The following is a 22,634-nucleotide window of genomic DNA, read 5'->3' as shown; positions in this document are numbered from 1 at the left end:
TTGGCAAAAACAGTAAAGCGCGCTTATGTCTGTAATGATTGTGGGGCTGACTATCCTCGTTGGCAAGGTCAATGTAGCGCGTGTCATGCATGGAATACTATTACTGAAGTTAGGTTAGCTAGTAGTTCATCACGCAATGACCGATTAACCGGCTATGCCGGTGGTGCAGGGCAAACTAAAATCCAAAAATTATCTGAAATTAGTCTGGAAGCCTTACCCAGATTTTCAACTGGATTTTCTGAATTTGACCGTGTACTTGGTGGTGGTGTAGTACCAGGTAGTGCTATCTTAATTGGTGGTAACCCCGGTGCCGGTAAAAGTACTTTGCTACTGCAAACCATGAGTAAACTGTCAGCACAAATGAATACGCTTTATGTTACTGGTGAGGAATCATTACAACAAGTAGCGATGCGTGCACATCGTTTAGGTTTACCGACAGATAATATTAATATGTTGTCTGAAACCAGTATTGAGCAGATCTGTTTACTTGCTGAGCAGTCACAGCCAAAGTTAATGGTTATTGACTCAATTCAAGTTATGCATCTTGCTGATATTCAATCTTCGCCAGGTAGTGTGGCTCAAGTTCGTGAAACTGCAGCTTATTTAACGCGTTTTGCGAAAACCAAAGGCATAGCCATTATTATGGTTGGCCATGTGACTAAAGATGGGTCACTAGCAGGCCCTAAAGTACTTGAACACTGTATTGATTGCTCAATTTTACTTGATGGTGATGCTGACTCTCGATTTCGAACTTTACGTAGCCATAAAAATCGTTTTGGCGCAGTCAATGAGTTAGGTGTGTTTGCTATGACTGAACAAGGATTGAAAGAAGTCAGTAATCCATCTGCAATCTTTTTAAGTCGTGGTGAAGAGATGTTATCGGGCAGTTCGGTAATGGTGTTATGGGAAGGTACTCGTCCATTACTGGTTGAAATTCAAGCGTTAGTTGATCATTCTGTATATGGCAATCCAAGGCGAGTGACTGTCGGGCTTGATCAAAATCGGCTGGCACTTTTACTCGCGGTTTTGCATCGCCATGGTGGTTTACAAATGGCTGATCAGGATATTTTTGTTAACGTTGTTGGCGGGGTAAAAGTCACCGAAACTAGTGTCGATTTAGCATTGATTGCGGCATTGGTATCCAGTTTTCGAAATCGCCCTTTACCACAAGATGTGGTTATTTTTGGAGAAATAGGTCTAGGAGGAGAAATACGACCAGTACCAAGTGGTCAAGAGCGTATTTCTGAAGCCGCTAAACATGGTTTCAAAAAGGCAATAGTGCCTATAGCTAATATGCCAAAGAAAAAGCCAGAAAATATGCAGATCTTTGCTGTTAAGAAAGTGTCGGAAGCGTTAGATATTTTAAGTGATCTTTAGAGTGTTCAAATATTGCTAAATACTCCGCCGATTTTTGTATCGGCGAAGTATAACTGGCTAATATTAAAGTTAATTAATAACAAATTTCATAACAAGGTTGATAGGCACTACCGCCAGGAAGCTTCATGCGATCTTGTTTTACATAGCTAAGCAGTAAATTATCTAATTGCTTCATGATTTCAGGATCACCTTGCAATTTATAGCGACCATGTTCAGCAATTTGCTTCATACCAAACTCTTTAACATTACCAGCAACAATTCCAGAAAAAGCACGGCGTAAATCAGCAGCTAATAATTCAACTGGCTGATCTTTATGTAGATTAAGTGATGCCATGTTTTCATGGGTTGGTTCAAATGGGTGCTGTAATGCTTCATCAATTTTGAGTAACCAGTTAAAACCATAAGCATCACCAGTTGCTAACCGTGATGATTTAACCTGTTTTACCCCATGTTTCATTATGCGAGCAACTTGTTCAGGTGAATCAATGATAATTTCATACAATTTAGTCGCTTCTTCGTCTAAAGTATTACGAATAAATTGATCAATCGCGTCAAAATAATCTTCACACTCTTTTGGGCCTGTTAAAATAATTGGTAAAGTCTGATTTTTATTAGCAGGATTGAGCATTATCCCCAAAATATAAAGCAATTCTTCAGCAGTACCAGGTCCGCCAGGAAAGATAACTATACCATGCGCCATTCGAACAAACGCTTCAAGTCGTTTTTCGATATCTGGCATAATGATAAGTTCATTAACTAATGCATTTGGTGGTTCGGCTGCAATTATCGATGGCTCAGTCATACCAATAAAGCGACTATCTTTTATACGTTGTTGTGCATGACCAACAGCGGCGCCTTTCATTGGTGCTTCCATTATTCCCGGACCGCAGCCTGTACAGATATTAAGTTCTCGTAATCCAAGTTGCATACCAACTTGACGAGCATAATAATATTCACTTTCGTTAATTGAGTGTCCACCCCAACAAACAATTAGATTAGGCTCTTCGCCAACGTGTAGGGCATTGGCATTACGCAGAATAGAAAAAACAAGATTGGTGATGTAATAGGAGTGCTCTTTTTCAAGCTTCTCGTTAGGTACCAAGTGTTTAATTGCCGTAATTTGGCCATTTAAAAAAAGAATATCACGTAAAACCGCAAACAGATTGGCTTGTATGGAGCGAATAATGCGTTTGTCGACAAAAGCACTTTCAGGAGCATCAATAAGCTCTAATTTAACTCCACGCTCTTTACTGATAACGTTAATTTCGAACGATTTAAATCTATCTAGTAATTCTTTAGTGTTATCCGTTTTACTACCCGCATTAAGGGTAGCTAATGAGCAATTTCTAAATAATTGATAAAGTTCGCTATTTGCTGATTTTTTTAAAATATCAACTTCAGCCTGCGCAAGTAAATCCATTGATCCTAACGGGCTTATATGGGTAATCATCACAACCTCCATTTGACGGTTTTATCGACAAGGAAATCATTATATACTGAAATATGATGAATACTAAGCAAAGCTGTAGATAAGCTAAAAATATGAGGTAATAGGGTGAATTAAAAAATTTTTTCTAGTTATGAAATAAATACCTCATAATAAGAAAAAAAGATAAAAAATTAGAATATTATACAATCTTCAAGGAGTTTATCAGGTTAGTGAGTTATCAATGAAAAAGGAATTTATTTGCTTAAAGGGGAAGGGCAGTAAGTTAAAAAAGAGAGAAAAGGGAGACCGAACGCTTTTATTAATCTTGTCGAAGGGCAACTTACTTAATTACATCACGGTTATTTATACTTAAAAGAACAATGATGAAATTGAATCATCTAATCAATCATCGAATAGTGATAATTGTCCGTAGTCAATAAATAGTGTCTATGCTAGACTTAAACAAACTCTGAAGCTTTTTCACCTAAGTGAGTTTCATATGGTGGACTAGCCGCGGTATAGCACAGAAATGGCTATGCTTCCCGATTTGGATAAGGTGTTTGTGATATGCAATTAATGGATAATTTTCAGCGTCGATTTCAATATCTACGCTTGTCGATTACCGAGCAGTGTAATTTTCAGTGCCAATACTGTTTACCTAATGGTTATCGACCTAATAAAGATCATCGCTTTTTATCGTTAAATGAAATTGACAATGTTGTGTCAACGTTTACTGAACTTGGTGTACATAAAATTCGGCTAACGGGCGGTGAACCGACTTTGCGTCGAGACTTTATTGATATTTTGTCAATAATTTCTGCTTATCCCAGTATCAAACAACTCGCTATCACAACCAATGGTTCACGGTTATTAAAAAATGTGCATTATTGGCAACAAGCAGGACTTAATGCTATTAATATTAGTATTGATAGTTTTTCTCCTTACATTTTTAAACAAATAACAGGCCAAGATAAATTATGTGAGCTGATTCAAGGCGTTGAAAAATCATTAGAAGTAGGTATTAGGAAAGTTAAAATTAATACCGTTTTGATGAAAAATATGAACGACCATCTGGCTGATTATTTAACTTGGATTAAAGATCGTTCAGTTGAGTTACGTTTTATAGAATTGATGGAAACAACAGAAAGCCGTGAATTATTTAATCGTTATCATTTAGCTGGTCATGTGATGGAATCACAACTTATTGAACAAGGTTGGCAATTACAGTCAAAAGAGGCGTTCTCTGGACCTGCTAAAGTTTATGCGCATAGTGATTATCGAGGTAAGATTGGTCTGATTATGCCGTATTCAAAGGATTTTTGTAAAAGTTGCAATCGATTACGTGTCTCGTCGATCGGTAAATTACATTATTGCTTGTTTGGTGATGCAGCGGTTGATTTACGGGATTTACTACAAAGCTCTGAGCAAAAAGCGCAACTTAAAGCTAGAATTTTATCTTCACTATTAATAAAACCTGAAAAACATTTATTACATACCCACCATTTAGGTATCACACCTAATTTATCTTATATTGGTGGTTAACATACAGTCTTGTTTGGGAATATGATTAATGTCCCAGTGTGATATCGCCCAATCTAATAACGCTTTCTGTGTGGCATCTTGCCAATTTTCGGGTATTTGTTGACCTAAAAATTGTAATGCTTGCACCGTTAATAATTTGGTTTTTTTTATATCAATTGGAGAGGCATGATTTTGCTTCGAGAGTTTATGACCATGACTATCTAATGCTAATGGTAAGTGGCAGTAATTTGGGATTGTAAAATTAAATAATTGATAAAGTGAAATCTGTTTAGCGGTCACAGGTAATAGATCTGCACCACGAACAATTTCGGTTATTCCTTGATAATTATCATCTAATACAACAACTAGATTATAAGCAAATAATCCATCTTTTCGATGAATAATAAAATCTTCTAGTGCATTGATATGATCAATGCTTTGTTGACCTCGAATTTTATCATCAAAAGAGAAAATCGGATGATTCTGCTTTAAACGAATAGCAACGTTATTTAATGTTAAATGTCGCTCACGACAAAATCCATCATAAATATTGTTTTTAAGGCTATGGATCCGTTGTCTGGTACAATCACAATAGTAAGCTTTTTGCTCAGAAATTAATGATGCTAACACTGATCGATAACGTTCACTACAGTTAGACTGATATAAAACTTGATCATCCCAATAGAGATTAAAAGCTTCTAATGTTTTTAATATTAAAGATGATGCGCCTTTGACTTCCCTTGGAGGATCAATATCTTCAATACGAACAAGCCATTTACCATTGCTGGCCTTGGCTTGTAAGTAGCTACCGAGAGCTGTCACCAACGAACCAAAATGTAATGGTCCAGAAGGTGACGGAGCAAAACGACCAATATATTGCATGGGCGTATAGGATAGAAAGAATAGTTAAATGAGAATCACATACCCATTTGTTTTTCACGAAGTTCAGCTAATGTTTTACAATCGATACATAAATCAGCGGTAGGTCTTGCTTCTAAACGACGGATACCAATTTCAACACCACATGATTCACAATAGCCAAAATCATCGGTTTCAATTTTCTTTAATGTTTTTTCAATTTTTTTGATAAGTTTGCGTTCTCTATCACGCGCTCTTAGTTCTAAACTGAACTCTTCTTCTTGAGTTGCGCGGTCGGCTGGATCTGGGAAATTAGCAGCCTCATCTTGCATATGAGAGACAGTTTTACCCATTTCACCTTGTAATTGTGAAAGCCACGCTTCTAAGATTAGTTTAAAATGTTTCAATTGCTTAGGATTCATATACTCCTCACCTTTTGCCTCTTTATAAGGCTCAAGCCCAGCAATTGATAGCAGACTAAGAGAAGATGTATTTACTTTTTGTTCCTTTTTCACAGCAATCCCCTTAAATACACATTATTTTCAAGCGCTAAACTATAGCAATAAATTAGCCTTTGGCAAATTTTTTTTACTATTTTTTTTGTGCTAAAAGTGCAGAATATTACAACTATATGTTATTAATAAGATTAATTATTCATCCCATTTTTTTAAATTATTCAAAGGACATTTTTTAATTAAATCAGACAGCTTATCGTTATCAGGTAAGATGAGTTCTGGTGAAATATCAAATAAAGGATAGAGTACAAATTCTCTATTTTTCATATGATAATGAGGAATTGTTAGTCTATCGTTGTCTATTATTAAGTCATCGTATAATAATATATCTAAGTCTAATGTCCTTGCTCCCCATCGATTATCTCTGCGTACCCGACCTTGTGATTTTTCTATTGCTTGTAGTTCATCTAATAAAGCTATAGGTTTAAGTGAGGTGGTTAACTTTATAACTGCATTGAGGTAATCATTTTGATCTTGTGGACCGAGCGGTTTACTGCGATAAAATGGTGAAATGTCAGTAACTACGGTATTGGGTAATTGTTTTAGGGCTGCAATAGCTTGATTAGCTTGAGCTAATGGATCGTTAAGATTACTGCCTAAGGCAATATAACATATTGACATAATTGGATGTATTTTTTCGTGATGTTTAAGCATAGAGATATTTTAGCACATATAAAGTGTTATCAAGCTAGATTGCTAAATAATGATTATTTCTAGTTATTAAGATATAGCGATATAATCTTTTAAACGCATATGTAGCATCCACTATTTGCTCAATATTTATTGAGATTTGTATGAGAGTTTATAATGCATTTAGGTCAACAATTGAGTTTGTTAATAAAAAATACGCCAATTATTGAACAACAATCAGTCCTTGAATGTGCAATTAATGGTGTTATTGATTATTTTGCGAGTAGCTTACAGGCATCTAATGGAACTAATGTTCAGCAATTACTGGCCTGGATAAATGATGAAGGTGGCAACAATCGAGCTTGGCTAATTGGTCAAAAAACGTTAGCAACTAGCCGGCAAGCAGCATTATTTAATGGTTTTCAAGCACATTGTTTAGATTATGATGATGTACATATTGATGTACGTGGTCATCCATCAGCGGTTATCTTATCAGCCTTATTTGCTAGTATCCGCTTAGATGATTCATTAACGCGTTTAGATGGTCGTCGTTTTTTAACTGCCTATGTAATAGGTATTGAAGTTATGGCCTTATTGGGACGATGTGTCAATCCTGAACATTATGAAAAAGGTTGGCATACAACAATCACTTTAGGTGGTATTGCCGCAACAGCTGCTATTTGTTATTTATATGATGAACCATTTCTTGCTCAAGCATTAACTTTAGCTGCGACGCAAGCGTCAGGTCTGCGATTAATGATGGGGACACCAATAAAATTTTTGCATGCGGGATTGGCTGCACAACATGCTATACAATCGGTTGAATGGTTAAGAGCTGGGATTTCAGCAGATAAGGATTTTCTTGATGATAACCTCGGTTTTTTATCAATATATGGACAAGGCAATGATAATTTAGATTTAACTGTCTGGGCTAAGCCATGGAAGATTGTTGAACCAGGGTTATGGTTTAAGACTTATTCATATTGTTCTGCCGCTTCATATATTGCTGATGCGGGTAAGTTAATTTATAAGCATCCTAAGTTTAATGTAGATAATATTGATTATATTACTCTTTTCTTTGCTCCAATTAATAGTGATGCAGCACTGATCTATAAAAAGCCATTATTAGCTGAGCAAGGACGTTTTTCAGCAGAATATATTTTAGCATTGATTTTACTCGGTATACCTATCGATTTTGAACAATTTGCTTCAAAGCCAATAGCTGACAATATCCTACAATTAATCCAAAAAATGCAGCGTAGTTATGATATACAATTAACCCCTCATCCTGATGCATATAATAAGCGCTATGTCGTTATTGAAATAGTATTAAATGATGGACAAAAAATTAGCCAACGAGTGGATATTCCTCAAGGATCACCTAAAAATCCTTATAGCCAACAAGAATTGGCCGCTAAGTTATTTGGAGCATTGCAAAATGAAATTAAAGCACAACAATTATTGTCTGATATCTATGCTCTAGCCAATGGTATGGATATTAAACAATTACTCATATCGCATTGGAAAATGCTTTGATATCTACTATAAACAGTTAATTATTTTATAAATATAAGCTTAAATTTCAAAATCAATATCATCATTGAGTTGCCGTAAAAAGCGTTGAGTTAACTCGTGTTGTGGGTTATCAATTAATGATTTTGCTGGCCCTTCCTCAACAATAATACCATTAGCCATAAAGATGATGCGGTCGGCCACATACTTTGCAAACTCCATTTCATGGGTTACGATTAGCATAGTTATCTTTTCTTTGGCTAGTTTCAGCATCACTTGTAAAACTTCATGAACTCTCTCAGGATCTAACGCAGAAGTTGGTTCATCAAATAATAATACTTTTGGTCTTACAGCTAATGCCCTAGCAATTGCAACACGTTGTTGTTGCCCTCCCGATAATGTTACAGGATATTGATCAGCATAAGCTAACATTCCAACTCGCTCTAACAATGATATTCCGTACTGTTGTGCCTCACTTTTCTTCATTTTCTGTGCAACAATTAATGGATAAGTAATGTTTTCTAAAGCTGTTTTATTTCTAAATAAATTGTAGTGTTGAAAAACCATTGCTGATTGTTTGCGTAAATTGGTCTCTTGCTTATGGTTGTAATGTTCACTATTGAGTATTACTTTATCAATACGAATCGTTCCTGTATTAGGTTTTTCAAGTAAATTAAGACAACGCAATAAGGTTGATTTTCCCGATCCGGAAGGTCCAATAATGGCAACTACTTCACCTTCTTTGATATTAAGATTTATTTCTTTTAAAACTTCATTATTTCCAAATCGTTTTGATAAATGAGATACACTAATCATCATGCTCTCCTTAACGATGATATGGTTTAGTTAGTTTACGTTCTAACTGCTTTTGTAACCATGAATAGGCGACAACAGTTAGCCAGTAAACAATACCGACGGCTAAGTAAGTTTCAAAATAGAGAAAAGAATTAGCAGTTAACATTTTTCCTGCTGCTAATAATTCTTGTACCCCGACAAAAAATGCTACAGAAGAGTCTTTGAGTAGTGAAATAAACATATTCCCCGCATTCGGTAAAGCATTAATCATCGCTTGAGGTAATATAATTCCTCGATAAACCTGAATTGTACTTAATCCTGAGGTTAATCCTGCTTCTTTTTGTCCAAGATCAACCGAAGTTAAGCCAGCACGAAATATCTCGGCTAAATAAGCTGAATATTTTAAACTAAAACAGATAATAGCCGCCGTGGTTGCGCCTACCTGTTTCATAATTGGAAATATTTGTGGTAGGCCATAATAAATAATAAACAGTAAAACGACAGATGGAATTCCACGAAATAAAGAAATAAACAGCGCCAAAAAAGAATCAATTACAATAATTTTATTGTTTCTAATCAAAGCAATAGCAAGCCCTAATATAGTGGCAAACACAAATGATATAATGGCAATAAAAAGTGTAACTGGCAGATAAGGTAATATCTGCGGGAATACACTAAAGAAATAGTTTATATTAAAATTCATGAGGTAATATCTTCACCAAAATATTTAATTGAAAGATTTTTCAATGTTCCATTAACACGTAATTTTTCGATGGCTTGGTTAAATTTTTCTCGTAAAGCTTTACCTTTTTCATCCTTACTAAATGGGAAGGCAACTTGTTCAATAGTAATTGGTTCGCCCACTAATTTGAATGGTAGATTTTTTCGTTTAATTTCTGCCAATAAAATTGGTTTTGAATTGACATAACCATCGACTCTTTGAAATTCTGTATCATGCATTGCTCCATCTCGAGTTTCATAGGTTTTGATCGTAATTTCGTTATTAGGAAATGCTTTTTTAAGATTATTAATATGGTTTGAACCAAGTACCCCTGCAATAGTTTTACCATTAAAATCAGTTAACTGATTAATATTGTTATTATCTTTGTGTGTAACAATTTGACTACCATAAAAACTATACGGCTGAGAAAAATCATATTTAGCTTGACGAGTTGGTGTAACTGCCACTGCATTTGCTACCGTATCTAAACGACCTGAGTCAAATTGGCCCATTAATCCACCAAATTCAGCAATTACCCATTCAACTTTAAAACCTAACTCATTGGCAATTGCTTCTGTGACTTCGACATCAAATCCAACTAACTTTCCATCTTGTTTATAACCATTCGGGTAACTTTGACCGGTTGAGCCTACTTTTATAATGTTTTGTTCCGCCGCCTGATTGTTTGATTGATTATCACAACCACTCAGGGTAATTAATAAAATAGCAGAAAACCATGTTATTATTTTTTTCATTATTGATGACTCCTCTTTTTCCATTCGGAATAGTTTTTGTGATTTAATATTTTTTCAAAATAAAGGGTAGTGTGATCACTGGTTAAATTTACTTGCCCTATTTGTTGATATCCTTTTTTGCGATATATATTGGCTAGCCATGGATGATTGGCTGCTGTACCTAAAGTTACGGCGGGAAGCTTAAGTTGGTTAATTAAAACTTCTTTTTCAACCCAATCCCATAAAGCATTACCATAGCCTTGTCCTTTATAAATTGGATCTGTTGCAAACCAGCCTAAATGTGGTAATCCATAAGGTCCTGGGTTATTTCCCCATGGAAAACGTATGCTTAAGGTTGATATTAATTTATTGTCCTTTTCTATTATATAAACTGCATTCGAATCAATATGATGAATTATTTCTTCAGGTTCGACAGTAGCTGCTGCAAAATGAATGCCTAACTGTGACGTAGCTTGATATGCTCGGTGCAATAATTGTTGATATGCTGGAATATCGGAACAGCTGATTAAGCGAAAATTCATAATAATACTCCGCTTTGTTCCGCATATTTGATTACTTGGTCGACTTTTTGTGGTGCAGACCCCAGATAATTAATTGGATTTAACCAATTATCAAGTTCAGACTCGGTAAATTGTTCACTTAAACGTGGATCATCCAATAGGAGGGATTTAAATGGCCGGTTTTGTTCAAATGCTTGCATAGCATTTTCATAAATTAAATGGTGAGCAGTTTGTTTTCCTAATCGCTTGCCAATTTCGAACATTATTTTTTCTGATAACAGTAAGCCATTTTGTTTTTTTAAATTAGCTAACATTTGATCAGCATTGACTTTTAGTCCTTTTAAAACAGCTAAAGCGGTTTGAAGTTGTGCTGAAATATAAAGATTAATTTCTGGCAGGGCAATCCATTCTGCCCGCCAGCTCATGGCATCGCGTTCATGTTCAACTTTCATTGATTCATGAATAAGTGCTACACTTTTTAATAGAGGTGCGGTAAGACTAGCTAAACCTTCTAAGGCGGCTGGATTACGCTTATGAGGCATGGTAGTTGAGCCAATTTTACCATCTGAAAAGGGTTCTTCGACTTCGTTAATTTCTGTTCGCATAAGGTTGTAAAATTCGTTACCAATTTTGCCAAGCGAACCGCTAATAAGAGCAATAACTGACGCGTATTCAGAAAAACGATCTCGTGCAGATTGCCAACCAATATTGGGTGTATTTAGTCCAAGTGAAGTTAATGCACGATTTTCCACTTGTGGACCCAATTCACCCATTGATGCATAAGTACAAATAGCTCCGCTAATATTGCCGACTAAAACTCTTTGTTTTATTTCAGATAAACGTTGTAAATGACGAACAAACTCGTCTAACCAAACCGCTAATTTAAAACCAAATGTTGTCGGTAATGCTTGCATACCATGGGTGCGACCTACCATCGGTAAATATTGATATTGTTTAGCCAACCGTTTTAATTGATGCGCAATTAATTTAGTATCCCGTTCAATTATATCAAATGACTGTTGTATCTGGAGAACAGTTGCGGTATCGACAATATCTTGGGTGGTTGCTCCATAATGAATATATTGACCTGCATCACCTACTTGTTTTTGTAATGCGTTGATTGTTGACATCAGTGAATGTTTCGCTTTGGCTGCTTCTTGAGCGAGTTGTTCAAGTGATAATTTTGATGCATCAGCTTTGGCAATAATTGCATCAGCAACATCAGCAGGAATTACACCTAATTCACCTTGAGCTTTTGCTAAAGCTACTTCTACTTTTACTTGCTTTTCTAAGCGATTTTGTTCAGACCATATTTGGCGCATTTCGCTAGTGCCAAAATTATTGCCTAAAATTAAAAAATCTAAAATATGTGATGCCACAAAACCGTCCTCAATGAAAATTCAATAAATTGATAGCAATTATTATTAATTATTGATTTAACGTCTAATAGCTAGTTTTCCTAAATATATAACTAAAAGGAATAATGGAATGAATGACACGACTCTTTATCGAGTTTAAAAAGAGTGTTATTTAGCAAAAAATTTTGAGGAGAGGCTTTTTTAGATTGATAATATAAATTATTTAATAATATTCAAATGGTTGATGGGGATATCAATTCAGGACAAAACATAATTTAGATAGAGCTTATAAAAAAATTCTTATTGTTAATATATCGAATACATTGGTGATTAAAATTTAAATTAATTGCTAATGTATTCGACTATTACTAGAAATATTTTATTAAACTTGAGGTTTATAATACTTCGACAATTGATTCACAAAGTCTAGACATATTATCAATAGTCATTCCCGCAACATTGATACGACCTGAATTGACCATATAGATGCCATACTCATCACGCAATTTTATTACCTGTTCTTCACTTAAACCACTAAATGAGAACATACCATTTTGTTTAGCAATAAAGCTGAAGTCTTGGTTAGCACTTTTATCTTGTAGTGTTTTTACAAATAACTGTCGCATACGATGAATGCGTTGGCGCATACTGGTTAATTCGTCAATCCACTCTTCTTTTAGCTCATCATTATTTAAAATATAAGAGACAATTTTGGCGCCATGTGCTGGTGGATTAGAGTAATTGGCTCTAATAATAGTTTTTACTTGACTAAATGCTCGATCGGCAATTTCGCTATCAGCAGCAATTAAAGTAAACGCCCCAACACGTTCATTATAAAGTCCAAAGTTTTTTGAGTAAGAACTAGCAATTAGGAGTTCTGGTTGGTTATTGGCAAATAGTCTAAGTCCATATACATCTTCTTCTATTCCTTGTCCAAATCCTTGATAAGCTAAGTCGAATAGTGGTAACCAACCGTTTTTTAACGCTAATTCCGAAATAGCTTGCCATTGTTCAGGCGTTGGATCGATACCAGTTGGGTTGTGGCAGCAGCCATGAAATAGTACCGCATCACCAGCGACAACTTGACTTAAATCAGTCATTAAACCATCAAAATCTAGGTCTCGCGTTAATGGATTGTAGTAACGATATTCACGAACTTCTAAGCCTGCGGTTTGAAATATGCTACGATGATTAGGCCAAGATGGATTACTTATCCATACTCGTTTTACTTTGGTACGTCGAGATAAAAAATCAGCCATAATTCGTAATGCACCAGTGCCTCCAGGTGCTTGAGCTGTTCTAGCTCGTTGATTTTCAGTACCAAATAGTAGAATTTGGGTAGCATTATTAAATGAGTTAAGACCATCAATTGGTAAATAACTTTTTGTGATTTCATCATTTAAAATCAGATGCTCAGCTTTTTTTACACTTTCTAAAATAGGTGTTTTGGTCGTCTCGTCTTTATAAACACCAACACTTAAATTGATTTTGTTAGTGCGTTCGTCCTTGTTATAAAGATCCGCTAAACCTAAAATGGGATCTGCAGGCGCTGCTAATAAATATTCAAACATAATATACCTATTTCTTTTTTTGAGCTTCAATGCATTATATACACATTGTTTGGCAAGTTACAATTTCGTTAACAATCAGGCTTCGAAGCAATAATTTTACCACTATGGGTGTTTTCAAATACAAATTGTTAACTTTCAATTTCAAGTTTTTCAAGAAATGATTTTAAATCAGGTGCTAATGTGATTAATTGTCCTGTTATTAAATCTTCTTTAACAATTTCAGCAGTTAAATTATTTATTGCAATAATTTCAGTGTCCTTATTAGTTGAGCCAATAAAAAGAGTCGGTTGGCGTTTTAATTTTTTTTGCTGTGATAAATGCGCAATTAAATTTTGCTCTAAATTAGAGAAGTCGTTATCACTCCATGGTTGAAGTAAAATTACATCAATATCGGCAAACTTTGCAGACATATTAGCCGCATATTGTGTCCCATAATAAATATGAGCGCTTTGATGTATTTTTATATTAATTACTTGTTCAACGATGGTTAAATTTCTTGGTGGAATAAGTAAATAAGGCTGCCAATAAACAGTAAGATTTTCGGTTTTTATAATACAAGGAGAAGGTAATGAATGTAACTCTTCACTTTTGGGTGCACCATCAAATTGAGCAATCCAACGATGGGTAAAATCAGTTAAGGCAATTTTTTCAGGTAATTCCATAGATAAATATTCGTTCATTTTGTAAGCAAATCTAAATTATATTATACGGATAAAATTGGGATATGCACCTGTGTTAATGTTAGGTTTGTAAATTACTAAAATAGGTCATAAAACTATCAGTAATGATGTAGAAAATTTAGACAAAATCAAATTTAGAAAACTAGCGACTAATGCTGCATTTTATTATACTTTTAGCCTATTTTATTGAGCGTTTAAAATTAATACTTAATTGTTTATAAAATAATCACTTTAATTTACTTGCTATCCTCTGCTGAAACGTGAATAATAGACAAGGATAATTTATCCTTGTAATGCAGCAATGGCGTTAGACATTACAGTTTGTCAAAATAAAATAGCGTAAGTAGAATTATTATAATTAATTAATATGTTTATTTTAAACAATCATATAAAGATTTAGTGGTTTGTTAAATTGTAGAAATTTGCAAACTCATCATTGAAATAATATCAATAATTGTATGTTTAGTGGTGTTCAAAAAGTATATAAGTGTTTTGAATGTAATATTACCTCTAAAAATGTATTGATGTTGTATATACGGATTTCACATAAAATAATAACAAAAATAACATAAATAAAATAATGAAATACTGTATACAAAATATTAAGTTAAGTACTATTGTTTATCATTGTTAAAATAAGCATTTATTAATAATAAGATTCTACCAACAGTTAATTTAGATTAATGAAGAGTGTAGAATAATGAAAAGAATGCTAATCAATGCAACCCAGCAAGAAGAGCTGCGAGTTGCCCTTGTTGATGGCCAACGCTTGTATGATTTAGATATCGAAAGCCTTGGTCACGAACAAAAAAAAGCCAATATTTATAAAGGCAAAATCACTAAAATCAATCCTAGTTTAGAAGCCGCGTTCGTTTCATATGGTGGTGAGCGAGATGGTTTTTTACCATTAAAAGAGATCGCAGAAAGCTATTTCCCTTCAAATATTTCTGGTCGCCGTAGTATTAAACATCTGCAAGAAGGCCAAGAAGTCCTTATCCAAATTGAAAAAGAGATTCGTGGTAAAAAAGGTGCTGCTTTAACGACTTATATCAGTTTAGCTGGTAGCTATTTAGTACTAATGCCAAATGACCCAAGAGCAGGTGGGGTTTCACGTCGCATTGAGGGAGAAGAGCGTGCAGATCTAAAAAGGGTTATCGATGCGCTAGAAAAACCAAAGGGCATGGGTGTAATAGCTAGAACAGCAGGTGTGGGTAAAAGCCAAGAAGAGCTACAACAGGATTTAAATGCGTTAGTTAATTATTGGACAGCGATTCAAAATGAATCAAAAAATCATCCAGCACCAAGCTTAATTCATAAAGAAAGTGACATTATTACTCGAGCATTTCGTGATTATTTACGTGATGATGTGGGTGATATTCTTATTGATAATCCTAAAGTACTGGAAATTGCAAAAAAACGATTAGCTGATTTAGGTCGTGTTGAGTATGTTAGTCGTCTTAAACTTTATGAAGGTGATGTACCATTATTTAATCATTTTCAAATCGAAGGTCAGATTGAATCGGCATTCCAACGGGAAGTTCGCTTACCATCTGGTGGTTCGATTGTTATTGATGCAACTGAAGCATTAACTGCGATCGATATTAACTCAGCTAAATCTATTCGTGGTAGCGATATTGAAGAGACTGCATTTAATACTAATCTTGAAGCGGCAGAAGAGATTGCTCGCCAATTGCGATTACGTGATTTAGGTGGCTTGATTGTCATCGACTTTATTGATATGACGCCAATTCGTAATCAACGTGAAGTGGAAAATCGCTTAAAAGAAGCGATGAAAACAGATCGAGCAAGAATCCAAACCACTCGTATTTCCCGTTTTGGTTTGCTTGAAATGTCTCGTCAACGTTTAAGCCCATCTCTACGTGAAGCAACTCATCATATATGTCCTCGTTGTCAAGGAACAGGTACAGTTCGTGATAATAATTCATTATCACTTTCAATTCTTCGCTTAATTCAAGAAGAGGCGATGAAAGATAATACGGTTCAAATTGATGTGATTGTGCCAGTACCAATTGCTAGCTATTTGCTTAACGAAAAGCGCCGTGCGATTAATAATATCGAAAGAATGCATCCGGATGTTAAAATCGTCATTGCTGGCGATGAAGAAATGGAAACACCACTTTATAAAGTGATTCGTAAACGTAGTGGTGAAGAGACAGATGTATTAAGCTACAATTTACCTAAACTAATCCGTGAGCTTGAAGAGGAAGAAGAAGATCAAGTCGCTGAATTAGTTGTAGAGCAAGCTGTATTATCAGGTCCTAAAGTAGAAGCGAGTAAAGCATCTAAAGCGAAAAGTGAACCGAAAAAAGTTGAAAAATCTAGTGGCTTATTTGGTGGTTTATTTAAGAAAATTCGTCAGTTATTTGTTTCCGAAAAGGTAGAACCTAAACCAGAAGTTAAGCCTCAATCAAATAAAAAACGAGATAATCAACGTTCAAATAATAGACGTCAGCGTAATAATCGTAACAATTCAGCTGCAAATAATAATGTTGCAACTGATGAAGTTAAAGAGACTACACGCTCTAATCGTCGTACAAAACAAAATAATAATTCATCTAATGCTGCGAATAATATAAAAGCTGATAAAGTCGTTAATGAGGCGGCACAACCACCTAAGCAAAAAGAAGCGAAACCAAGACGTCAACAGCGTGCATTAACGAAGAGTGTTCGTGTTAAAAATAGTGATGTACCTGCTCAAACTGAAAAAGTGTGTATCCCTACTTTATTATTGCCGGTTATTGTTCCTGAAACAGGCGATAATGCTGTAACTAACGATTCACAACCGAAGCGTCAACGAAGAACATCTCGTCATTTGCGTATGAATACACCACGGACTAAACGACGCGGTAAAAATAGCGAATTAAAACAGTCCGCAATGCCATTGCAATTTGCTGCTGCGTCATTAGAGCTTGCATTAGGCCGTGTATCGGTTGATTATAGTCAAGTTAGCCATGATGAATCGCTTAATGCTGTTCCAGTGATCCCTTCACTTTTATTACCAATCGTAATTAAAGATGATGTAGACATCGCTAAAAACGTAGTTGCTAGTGAATCTCAATCAAATATCACAACTCAAGCAAATATTGAGAAATCACCTACAACTCAGGTAACAACAGAATCTACAGGAGATCCTGCAGCAGGTTATTCATCATCAATAATGACTAAGGCTCCAGCTCCGGACTATGTGGAATCTGATAGTGGAATAAAAACACGAGAAGAGTTGGATTATCGTTATGACGGTAAAGGTAATGCTGGTGGATTAAGTGCTCAAGATCATGCTTATGCCGCAGCAAGTAAACCGGTCATACCTGAATAGCAGATAACTAAAACAACAGTGATGGAGATCACTGTTGTTTTTACTCATAATAAAGATAAACAATGATTATCTATATTTTAAAAAAAATAGTGACGTTTTCATTTATTATCTGCGTACTTGCTCAGATCAGCTTTTGTCTGGTCTATTTTGATCCTCAATCTATTTTTAGTGATTTAACTTTTGTTGATGCCTATAATGCTTTTTTTAAACAATTACTACAAGGTCAATTTAGGTTAGTATCAGGTGAAACTTTACCATTTTTAGATACCTTATTAACAACGTTTGAACTTTGTATTTTAGCATTGCTTGTAGCTTTACTTATTGGATTACCTTTGGGTATTTTTCTAGGTTTAAGTAATATAAATTGGTTGAATACTACCATTCGTTTAGGCTGTTTAATCTTTTATTCTTGCCCGATTGTTATGCTCGCAACAATTGTAATGTTTTATCTTTCCTCGACAATGCCGATTTCAATGAACTTTGATATCGCACCATCAGTAACCGGTAGTTCTTTGTTAGATATTTTAATTTCATCAAGGCCAGATAAATTCACTGCATTGTTAGATCAGCTTCACTATTTACTTTTGCCAACAATTATTTTAGCTATTCAACCAAGTATTATGACCATTCAACTAGTCAGTGAAAATGTCAAAAATACTTCAAGACAAAATTATATTAAAATGGCAATTATCCGGGAACGTTCACCGTTTAAAGTGTTACGTCGACATTTATTACCAAATTCAATTCCGGCAACAATTCCACAATTGACATATAACACCACGACTTTATTATTTTTAACTATGGTTATTGAAATTTTATTCAATCGAGTTGGTTTAGGCCAATGGGTGATGATGGCTTATCGTAACCATAATTATTTTATTATTGCGATAGCAATTCTTGCGTGTGGAACAGTAATTAGTTTATTAACTTTATTAGGTGAGATAACAGCTATCGCTATTTATCCATTACGTCATAAGGAACATAATGTCTAGGATAATTTTGTTAGGTAAGCGAATAAATTCATGTTTCCAAAGACTTCATAGCAATTTATACCTGATCATAAGTTTTTATGGGGTTTTAGCAATTGCTTTTATTGCATTATCAACCAAATGGCTTTTTCATGCTCACTTGAACCCTATCTATGCAACTTCATTGCCTCCTGCTTGGTGGCCTAATGGAGATATTAATCATATATTAGGAACAACTGATCAAGGGCAAGATATTTTTGATTACTTATTAATTGGTTATCGGTCAACCATTTCAATGACTTTAAAAGCGGTTTTTTATGTCATCATAATCGGTGGAGTGATTAACTATTTAATGTTTTTTGTTTCATTTATTAGGCCTTTTATTTTATTTATTTTTAGATTTTTTATGGTCGTTCCGCCATTACTTGGTGTAATTGTTATTAGCTTGTTATTGGAAGATGATATTACCAATATTTTAATTGTGATTGGTTTATCCTATTCACCGCGCTTCATTTATAATATCCATCAACGTGTTATTAAGGAATGGAATAAAACCTATATTACTGCGTATCGACTCGATGGATTATCCTCATTTTCTATCTTAAATCATTATATTATCCCTAATATTTTACCCGTTTATTTGGCTGAAATTGTTTCATTATTTGGTTCAGTTATTTTAGCGATAACAACAATTACCTTTTTGGGTTTTGCTAATGATTTTTCTCGGCCAGATTTAGGCATGATGATGTTTAAGATGAAAGATATGATGGATGTTAATTTGCTTGCTTTTTTAGCTCCGGGTATTGCTGTGTCTACTACAATTACTTTGGTTTATTTATTCAATTTTGGATTATTTGGCCAGCGAGTAGGACATTAATTATGGCATTATTAGACATTCGTAATTTAACTATTGAGTTTATTACTCCTGATGGCCTTTTACGCGCAATTGACCGCGTGAATTTGAAGCTGTCTGAAGGCGAAATTCGAGGTCTAGTTGGCGAGTCTGGTTCTGGTAAAAGCCTTATTGCTAAAGCTATATTGGGTGTGACAAATCATAATTGGAAAATATCTGCTGATCGTTTTCATTTTAATGATATCGATTTACTTAAATTGACACCAAAACAACGTCGAAAAGTCATCAGTGACCATATTTCGATGATTTTCCAAGAACCGCAGTCCTGCTTGGATCCCTCAATGAAAATAGGGCAACAGTTAATCGAGGCTATCCCACGAAGAACCTTTAAAGGACATTGGTGGCAGCGTCTATTTTGGCGTAAACATCGAGCTGTTGAATTATTACATCGCGTTGGAATTAAAGATCATAAAGAAATCCTTAAATCATATCCTTTTGAATTAACGGAAGGTGAATGTCAAAAAGTGATGATTGCAATTGCATTAGCAAACCAACCTAAGTTACTTATTGCAGATGAACCAACTAATGCTATGGAAGCAACAACTGAGGCGCAAATCTTCAGGTTATTAGCGAGTATGAATCAGAATATGGGGACGACTATTTTACTTATTAGTCATGATTTACAAATGGTTACTCGCTGGACAGATCGTATCAATGTCCTTTATTGTGGACAAACCGTTGAGGTTGCGGATAGTGAAGATTTAATAAAATCGCCTTATCATCCTTATACTCAGGCATTGATTTATGCTATACCTGATTTTGGTAAAGCCATGCCACATAAAAGTCCATTGAACACGTTACCAGGGGTTATCCCTTCATTGGAGCATTTACCTATTGGTTGTCGATTAGGGCCACGTTGTCCTTATGCTCAAAAAAAATGTATTCAAGCACCTGAACTTATTCTGATAAAGGATCATTCTGTGGCTTGCCATTTTCCATTAAATACTGATGAGTAAATATAGGAATAGTTAATGAACCCAATATTAAAAGTCCGAAATTTATCAAAACGATTTAAAATTCCTAAAGGGCTCTTTGGTCATTTACAAATTGATGCAGTTAAACCATTGTCGTTCTCGCTCAACGAAGGTAAAACACTCGCCATTATAGGACAAAATGGTTCAGGAAAATCGACACTAGCCAAAATGCTGGTTGGTATGATAAAACCAGATAGTGGGGATATTTGGATTGACGGTAATAAAGTTGAATATGGTGATTTTGTCCATCGGTCACAACTTATTAGAATGATATTTCAACATGTTGAAAGCTCTTTTGACCCAAGACTTCGTATTGGTCAATTACTTGAAATTCCACTTAAACGCAATAGCAATTATAGCGCTCTTGAACGAGAAAAATTGATTAGTGATGTTTTAAAACAAGTAGGCTTACTGCCTGAACATGCTTCTTATTATCCATCAGTGATGGCAGCGGGGCAAAAACAACGCGTCGCATTGGCTAGGGCCTTAATTCTGAAACCCAAAGTTATTATTCTCGATGAAGCTTTAGCTGCGTTAGATATTTCAATGCGTTCACAGATTGTTAATTTGATGTTGTCTTTACAAGAAGAACAGAATATTTCTTATGTCTATGTAACACAAGATATTGGTATGATGAAACATATCAGTGACCAAATTTTAGTTATGCATAATGGTGATTTAGTTGAATATGGTAATACTGCTGAAGTCTTAGCTTCGCCATTAAGCGAAATCACACAAAAACTGATTAATAGCTATTTTGGTGAGGCTTTAACCGCAGATACTTGGCGGACCGATACTCGAATCATTTAAATTTTATTTTTACTATTTATATTACTATCATCACACTTATTTGTTAATTCATATAATCTGCTATTGTTCTGATTTTGTTTAAAATATTATATCTATTTTTTCTAACAAAACGCTCGACAATTTTTCTAAAAAACACTATATTTAGCTATATGGATTTCTAGACGTCTATTTAAAATGTTATAAAAAGTAATTAATAGGAGCTTTTAATATGCCTATATGTATTCCAGATTCATTACCGGCAGTAGATGTGTTACGTAATGAAAATGTATTTGTGATGACTTCAACTCGTGCTAATACTCAAGAAATTCGTCCACTAAAGCTTCTCTTCTTAAATTTAATGCCTAAAAAGATCGAAACTGAAAATCAGTTTTTACGTTTGCTTTCCAATTCATCTTTACAAGTCAATATTCAACTCTTGCGTATTGATCAACGTGAATCCAAAAATACCCCTGTAGAGCATTTAAATAGTTTTTATTGTGATTTTGAAGATATTCGTGAGCAGAATTTTGATGGTCTTATCATAACTGGCGCACCATTAGGTAAAGTCGCATTTTCAGATGTAGTGTATTGGCCAAAATTAGCTGAAATAATTACTTGGGCAAAAGATCATGTTACTTCAACAATGTTTGTTTGCTGGGCTGTACAAGCTGCATTAAATGTACTCTATGATATGCCAAAATTTACTCGCTCACAAAAATTGTCAGGCGTCTATCAACATCAAATCATACAACCTAATGCACTTTTAACTCGAGGTTTTGACGATACTTTTTTAGCGCCACATTCACGTAATGCTGATTTTCCAATAGATAAAATTAAAAGTTATACTGATTTGACGATTTTAGCTGAATCAGATTTAACCGGTCCATATTTGATGGCAACTGCGGATAAACGTATGGCTTTTGTAACAGGGCATCCAGAATATGACTCCTTCACCTTAGCTAATGAATATAATCGAGATTTGAAAGCTGGAATAAATCCGGAAATTCCTTACAACTATTTTCCTGAAAATAACCCAAATTTAACGCCAAAAGCCACATGGCGAAGCCATGCTTATTTATTATTTAGTAACTGGCTCAATTATTATGTTTATCAATTAACACCATTTGATTTAACAACTCGCAATTTGACAATTGATGATTAAATGATGGGATAATTGACTTAGTAAATCTCCAAATTGAGTTTGAGTACCAAATTTATCTTTTATATTGAAATTATGTTAACCGTTACAAGCCTACTAAAATAGTGTGTTAAAATTCATTGAGTAGGCTTTTAGTATAATCACTGGTACTTGTGATAGTTGCGTTGTAGGGATTTGTTTAATCAGCTCGTCTTGATATAAAAAGCAATAGATTGACAAAGATAAGTTACAGCGTGTAGATCATGCGAGAGAAATAACTCAGTCAAAACTCT

General features: G+C 34.7%; 20 protein-coding genes and 1 riboswitch. Of the genes, 9 read left to right on the top strand and 11 right to left on the bottom strand.

Features of this window, described 5'->3' with window-relative positions; genetic code table 11:
- On the top strand, window positions 1–1,377 hold the full coding sequence (gene radA / locus A9G07_RS11645) for a DNA repair protein RadA (protein ID WP_065735252.1): 1,377 nt from the start codon (window positions 1–3) through the stop codon (window positions 1,375–1,377).
- Between the two features lie 73 nt (window positions 1,378–1,450).
- Here the strand turns inward: radA and ppnN are convergent, their stop codons facing one another.
- A complete protein-coding gene (ppnN, locus tag A9G07_RS11640) occupies window positions 1,451–2,827 on the bottom strand; it encodes a nucleotide 5'-monophosphate nucleosidase PpnN (protein ID WP_065735251.1) in 1,377 nt (458 codons plus the stop codon).
- Window positions 2,828–3,261: 434 nt separating this feature from the next.
- Window positions 3,262–3,381: riboswitch (molybdenum cofactor riboswitch) on the top strand.
- Between ppnN and moaA the strand changes: the two genes are divergently transcribed.
- Entirely contained in the window at window positions 3,374–4,348 is a 975-nt protein-coding gene (gene moaA, locus A9G07_RS11635; protein ID WP_065735250.1) for a GTP 3',8-cyclase MoaA, read from the top strand. Its footprint overlaps the riboswitch before it by 8 nt.
- Here moaA and gluQRS read toward each other — a convergent pair.
- From gluQRS to folK, 3 genes are all read right to left on the bottom strand, one after another.
- Window positions 4,328–5,209: a tRNA glutamyl-Q(34) synthetase GluQRS gene (gene gluQRS, locus A9G07_RS11630; RefSeq protein WP_065735249.1), complete on the bottom strand. Its 882-nt coding sequence runs from the start codon at window positions 5,207–5,209 to the stop codon at window positions 4,328–4,330. The two genes, moaA and gluQRS, sit on opposite strands and share 21 nt — an antisense overlap.
- A 35-nt stretch (window positions 5,210–5,244) precedes the next feature.
- Window positions 5,245–5,700 (bottom strand): RNA polymerase-binding protein DksA, encoded by a 456-nt coding sequence (gene dksA, locus A9G07_RS11625; RefSeq protein WP_065561769.1) that lies wholly within the window; start codon window positions 5,698–5,700, stop codon window positions 5,245–5,247.
- Between the two features lie 135 nt (window positions 5,701–5,835).
- The gene (folK, locus tag A9G07_RS11620) at window positions 5,836–6,321 is read right to left on the bottom strand and encodes a 2-amino-4-hydroxy-6-hydroxymethyldihydropteridine diphosphokinase (protein WP_065735262.1); all 486 of its coding nucleotides are present in this window, start codon (window positions 6,319–6,321) and stop codon (window positions 5,836–5,838) included.
- Window positions 6,322–6,507: 186 nt separating this feature from the next.
- On the opposite strand from folK, the gene A9G07_RS11615 reads away from it, so the two are divergent.
- Window positions 6,508–7,866: an MmgE/PrpD family protein gene (locus A9G07_RS11615; RefSeq protein ID WP_065735248.1), complete on the top strand. Its 1,359-nt coding sequence runs from the start codon at window positions 6,508–6,510 to the stop codon at window positions 7,864–7,866.
- Window positions 7,867–7,905: 39 nt separating this feature from the next.
- Here A9G07_RS11615 and A9G07_RS11610 read toward each other — a convergent pair whose 3' ends face one another.
- From A9G07_RS11610 to syd, 7 genes are all read right to left on the bottom strand, one after another.
- Entirely contained in the window at window positions 7,906–8,658 is a 753-nt protein-coding gene (locus A9G07_RS11610; RefSeq protein ID WP_065735247.1) for an amino acid ABC transporter ATP-binding protein, read from the bottom strand.
- 10 nt (window positions 8,659–8,668) lie between these two features.
- Entirely contained in the window at window positions 8,669–9,340 is a 672-nt protein-coding gene (locus A9G07_RS11605) for an amino acid ABC transporter permease (RefSeq protein ID WP_065735246.1), read from the bottom strand.
- Window positions 9,337–10,113 (bottom strand): amino acid ABC transporter substrate-binding protein, encoded by a 777-nt coding sequence (locus A9G07_RS11600; protein WP_141673889.1) that lies wholly within the window; start codon window positions 10,111–10,113, stop codon window positions 9,337–9,339. The genes A9G07_RS11605 and A9G07_RS11600 overlap by 4 nt, the downstream gene beginning before the upstream one ends.
- Window positions 10,113–10,634, bottom strand: a complete 522-nt coding sequence (locus tag A9G07_RS11595; RefSeq protein ID WP_065735245.1) for a GNAT family N-acetyltransferase — start codon at window positions 10,632–10,634, stop codon at window positions 10,113–10,115. The genes A9G07_RS11600 and A9G07_RS11595 overlap by 1 nt, the downstream gene beginning before the upstream one ends.
- Window positions 10,631–11,992 carry an adenylosuccinate lyase gene (gene purB / locus A9G07_RS11590; RefSeq protein WP_065561775.1) on the bottom strand — a complete coding sequence of 454 codons (1,362 nt, stop codon included), beginning with the start codon at window positions 11,990–11,992 and terminating at the stop codon, window positions 10,631–10,633. Before purB ends, A9G07_RS11595 begins: the two co-directional genes overlap by 4 nt.
- Window positions 11,993–12,366: 374 nt before the next feature.
- A complete protein-coding gene (locus A9G07_RS11585; RefSeq protein WP_065735244.1) occupies window positions 12,367–13,542 on the bottom strand; it encodes an amino acid aminotransferase in 1,176 nt (391 codons plus the stop codon).
- A gap of 128 nt (window positions 13,543–13,670) precedes the next feature.
- Window positions 13,671–14,222, bottom strand: coding sequence for a SecY-interacting protein (gene syd / locus A9G07_RS11580; RefSeq protein ID WP_081303432.1), 552 nt, complete (start codon window positions 14,220–14,222; stop codon window positions 13,671–13,673).
- A 700-nt stretch (window positions 14,223–14,922) separates the two neighbouring features.
- Here syd and rne point away from each other — a divergent pair.
- From rne to metA, 6 genes are all read left to right on the top strand, one after another.
- Entirely contained in the window at window positions 14,923–17,559 is a 2,637-nt protein-coding gene (rne, locus tag A9G07_RS11575; RefSeq protein ID WP_065735242.1) for a ribonuclease E, read from the top strand.
- A 62-nt stretch (window positions 17,560–17,621) separates the two neighbouring features.
- Window positions 17,622–18,551: an ABC transporter permease subunit gene (locus tag A9G07_RS11570; protein ID WP_065735241.1), complete on the top strand. Its 930-nt coding sequence runs from the start codon at window positions 17,622–17,624 to the stop codon at window positions 18,549–18,551.
- On the top strand, window positions 18,544–19,404 hold the full coding sequence (locus A9G07_RS11565; protein ID WP_065735240.1) for an ABC transporter permease subunit: 861 nt from the start codon (window positions 18,544–18,546) through the stop codon (window positions 19,402–19,404). Before A9G07_RS11570 ends, A9G07_RS11565 begins: the two co-directional genes overlap by 8 nt.
- Before the next feature lie 2 nt (window positions 19,405–19,406).
- Window positions 19,407–20,396, top strand: coding sequence for a putrescine export ABC transporter ATP-binding protein SapD (gene sapD / locus A9G07_RS11560; RefSeq protein WP_065561781.1), 990 nt, complete (start codon window positions 19,407–19,409; stop codon window positions 20,394–20,396).
- 15 nt (window positions 20,397–20,411) lie between these two features.
- Window positions 20,412–21,224, top strand: coding sequence for a peptide ABC transporter ATP-binding protein (locus A9G07_RS11555; protein WP_065561782.1), 813 nt, complete (start codon window positions 20,412–20,414; stop codon window positions 21,222–21,224).
- Between the two features lie 208 nt (window positions 21,225–21,432).
- Window positions 21,433–22,365 (top strand): homoserine O-acetyltransferase MetA, encoded by a 933-nt coding sequence (gene metA, locus A9G07_RS11550; RefSeq protein ID WP_065735239.1) that lies wholly within the window; start codon window positions 21,433–21,435, stop codon window positions 22,363–22,365.
- Window positions 22,366–22,634: the final 269 nt, after the last annotated feature.

It is taken from the genome of Gilliamella sp. wkB72 (assembly GCF_001693745.1).
Classification (GTDB): Bacteria; Pseudomonadota; Gammaproteobacteria; order Enterobacterales; family Orbaceae; genus Gilliamella; species Gilliamella apicola_E.
Note: the sequence above shows the minus strand (reverse complement) of the source record. Positions and strands in the feature narration are given on the sequence as shown.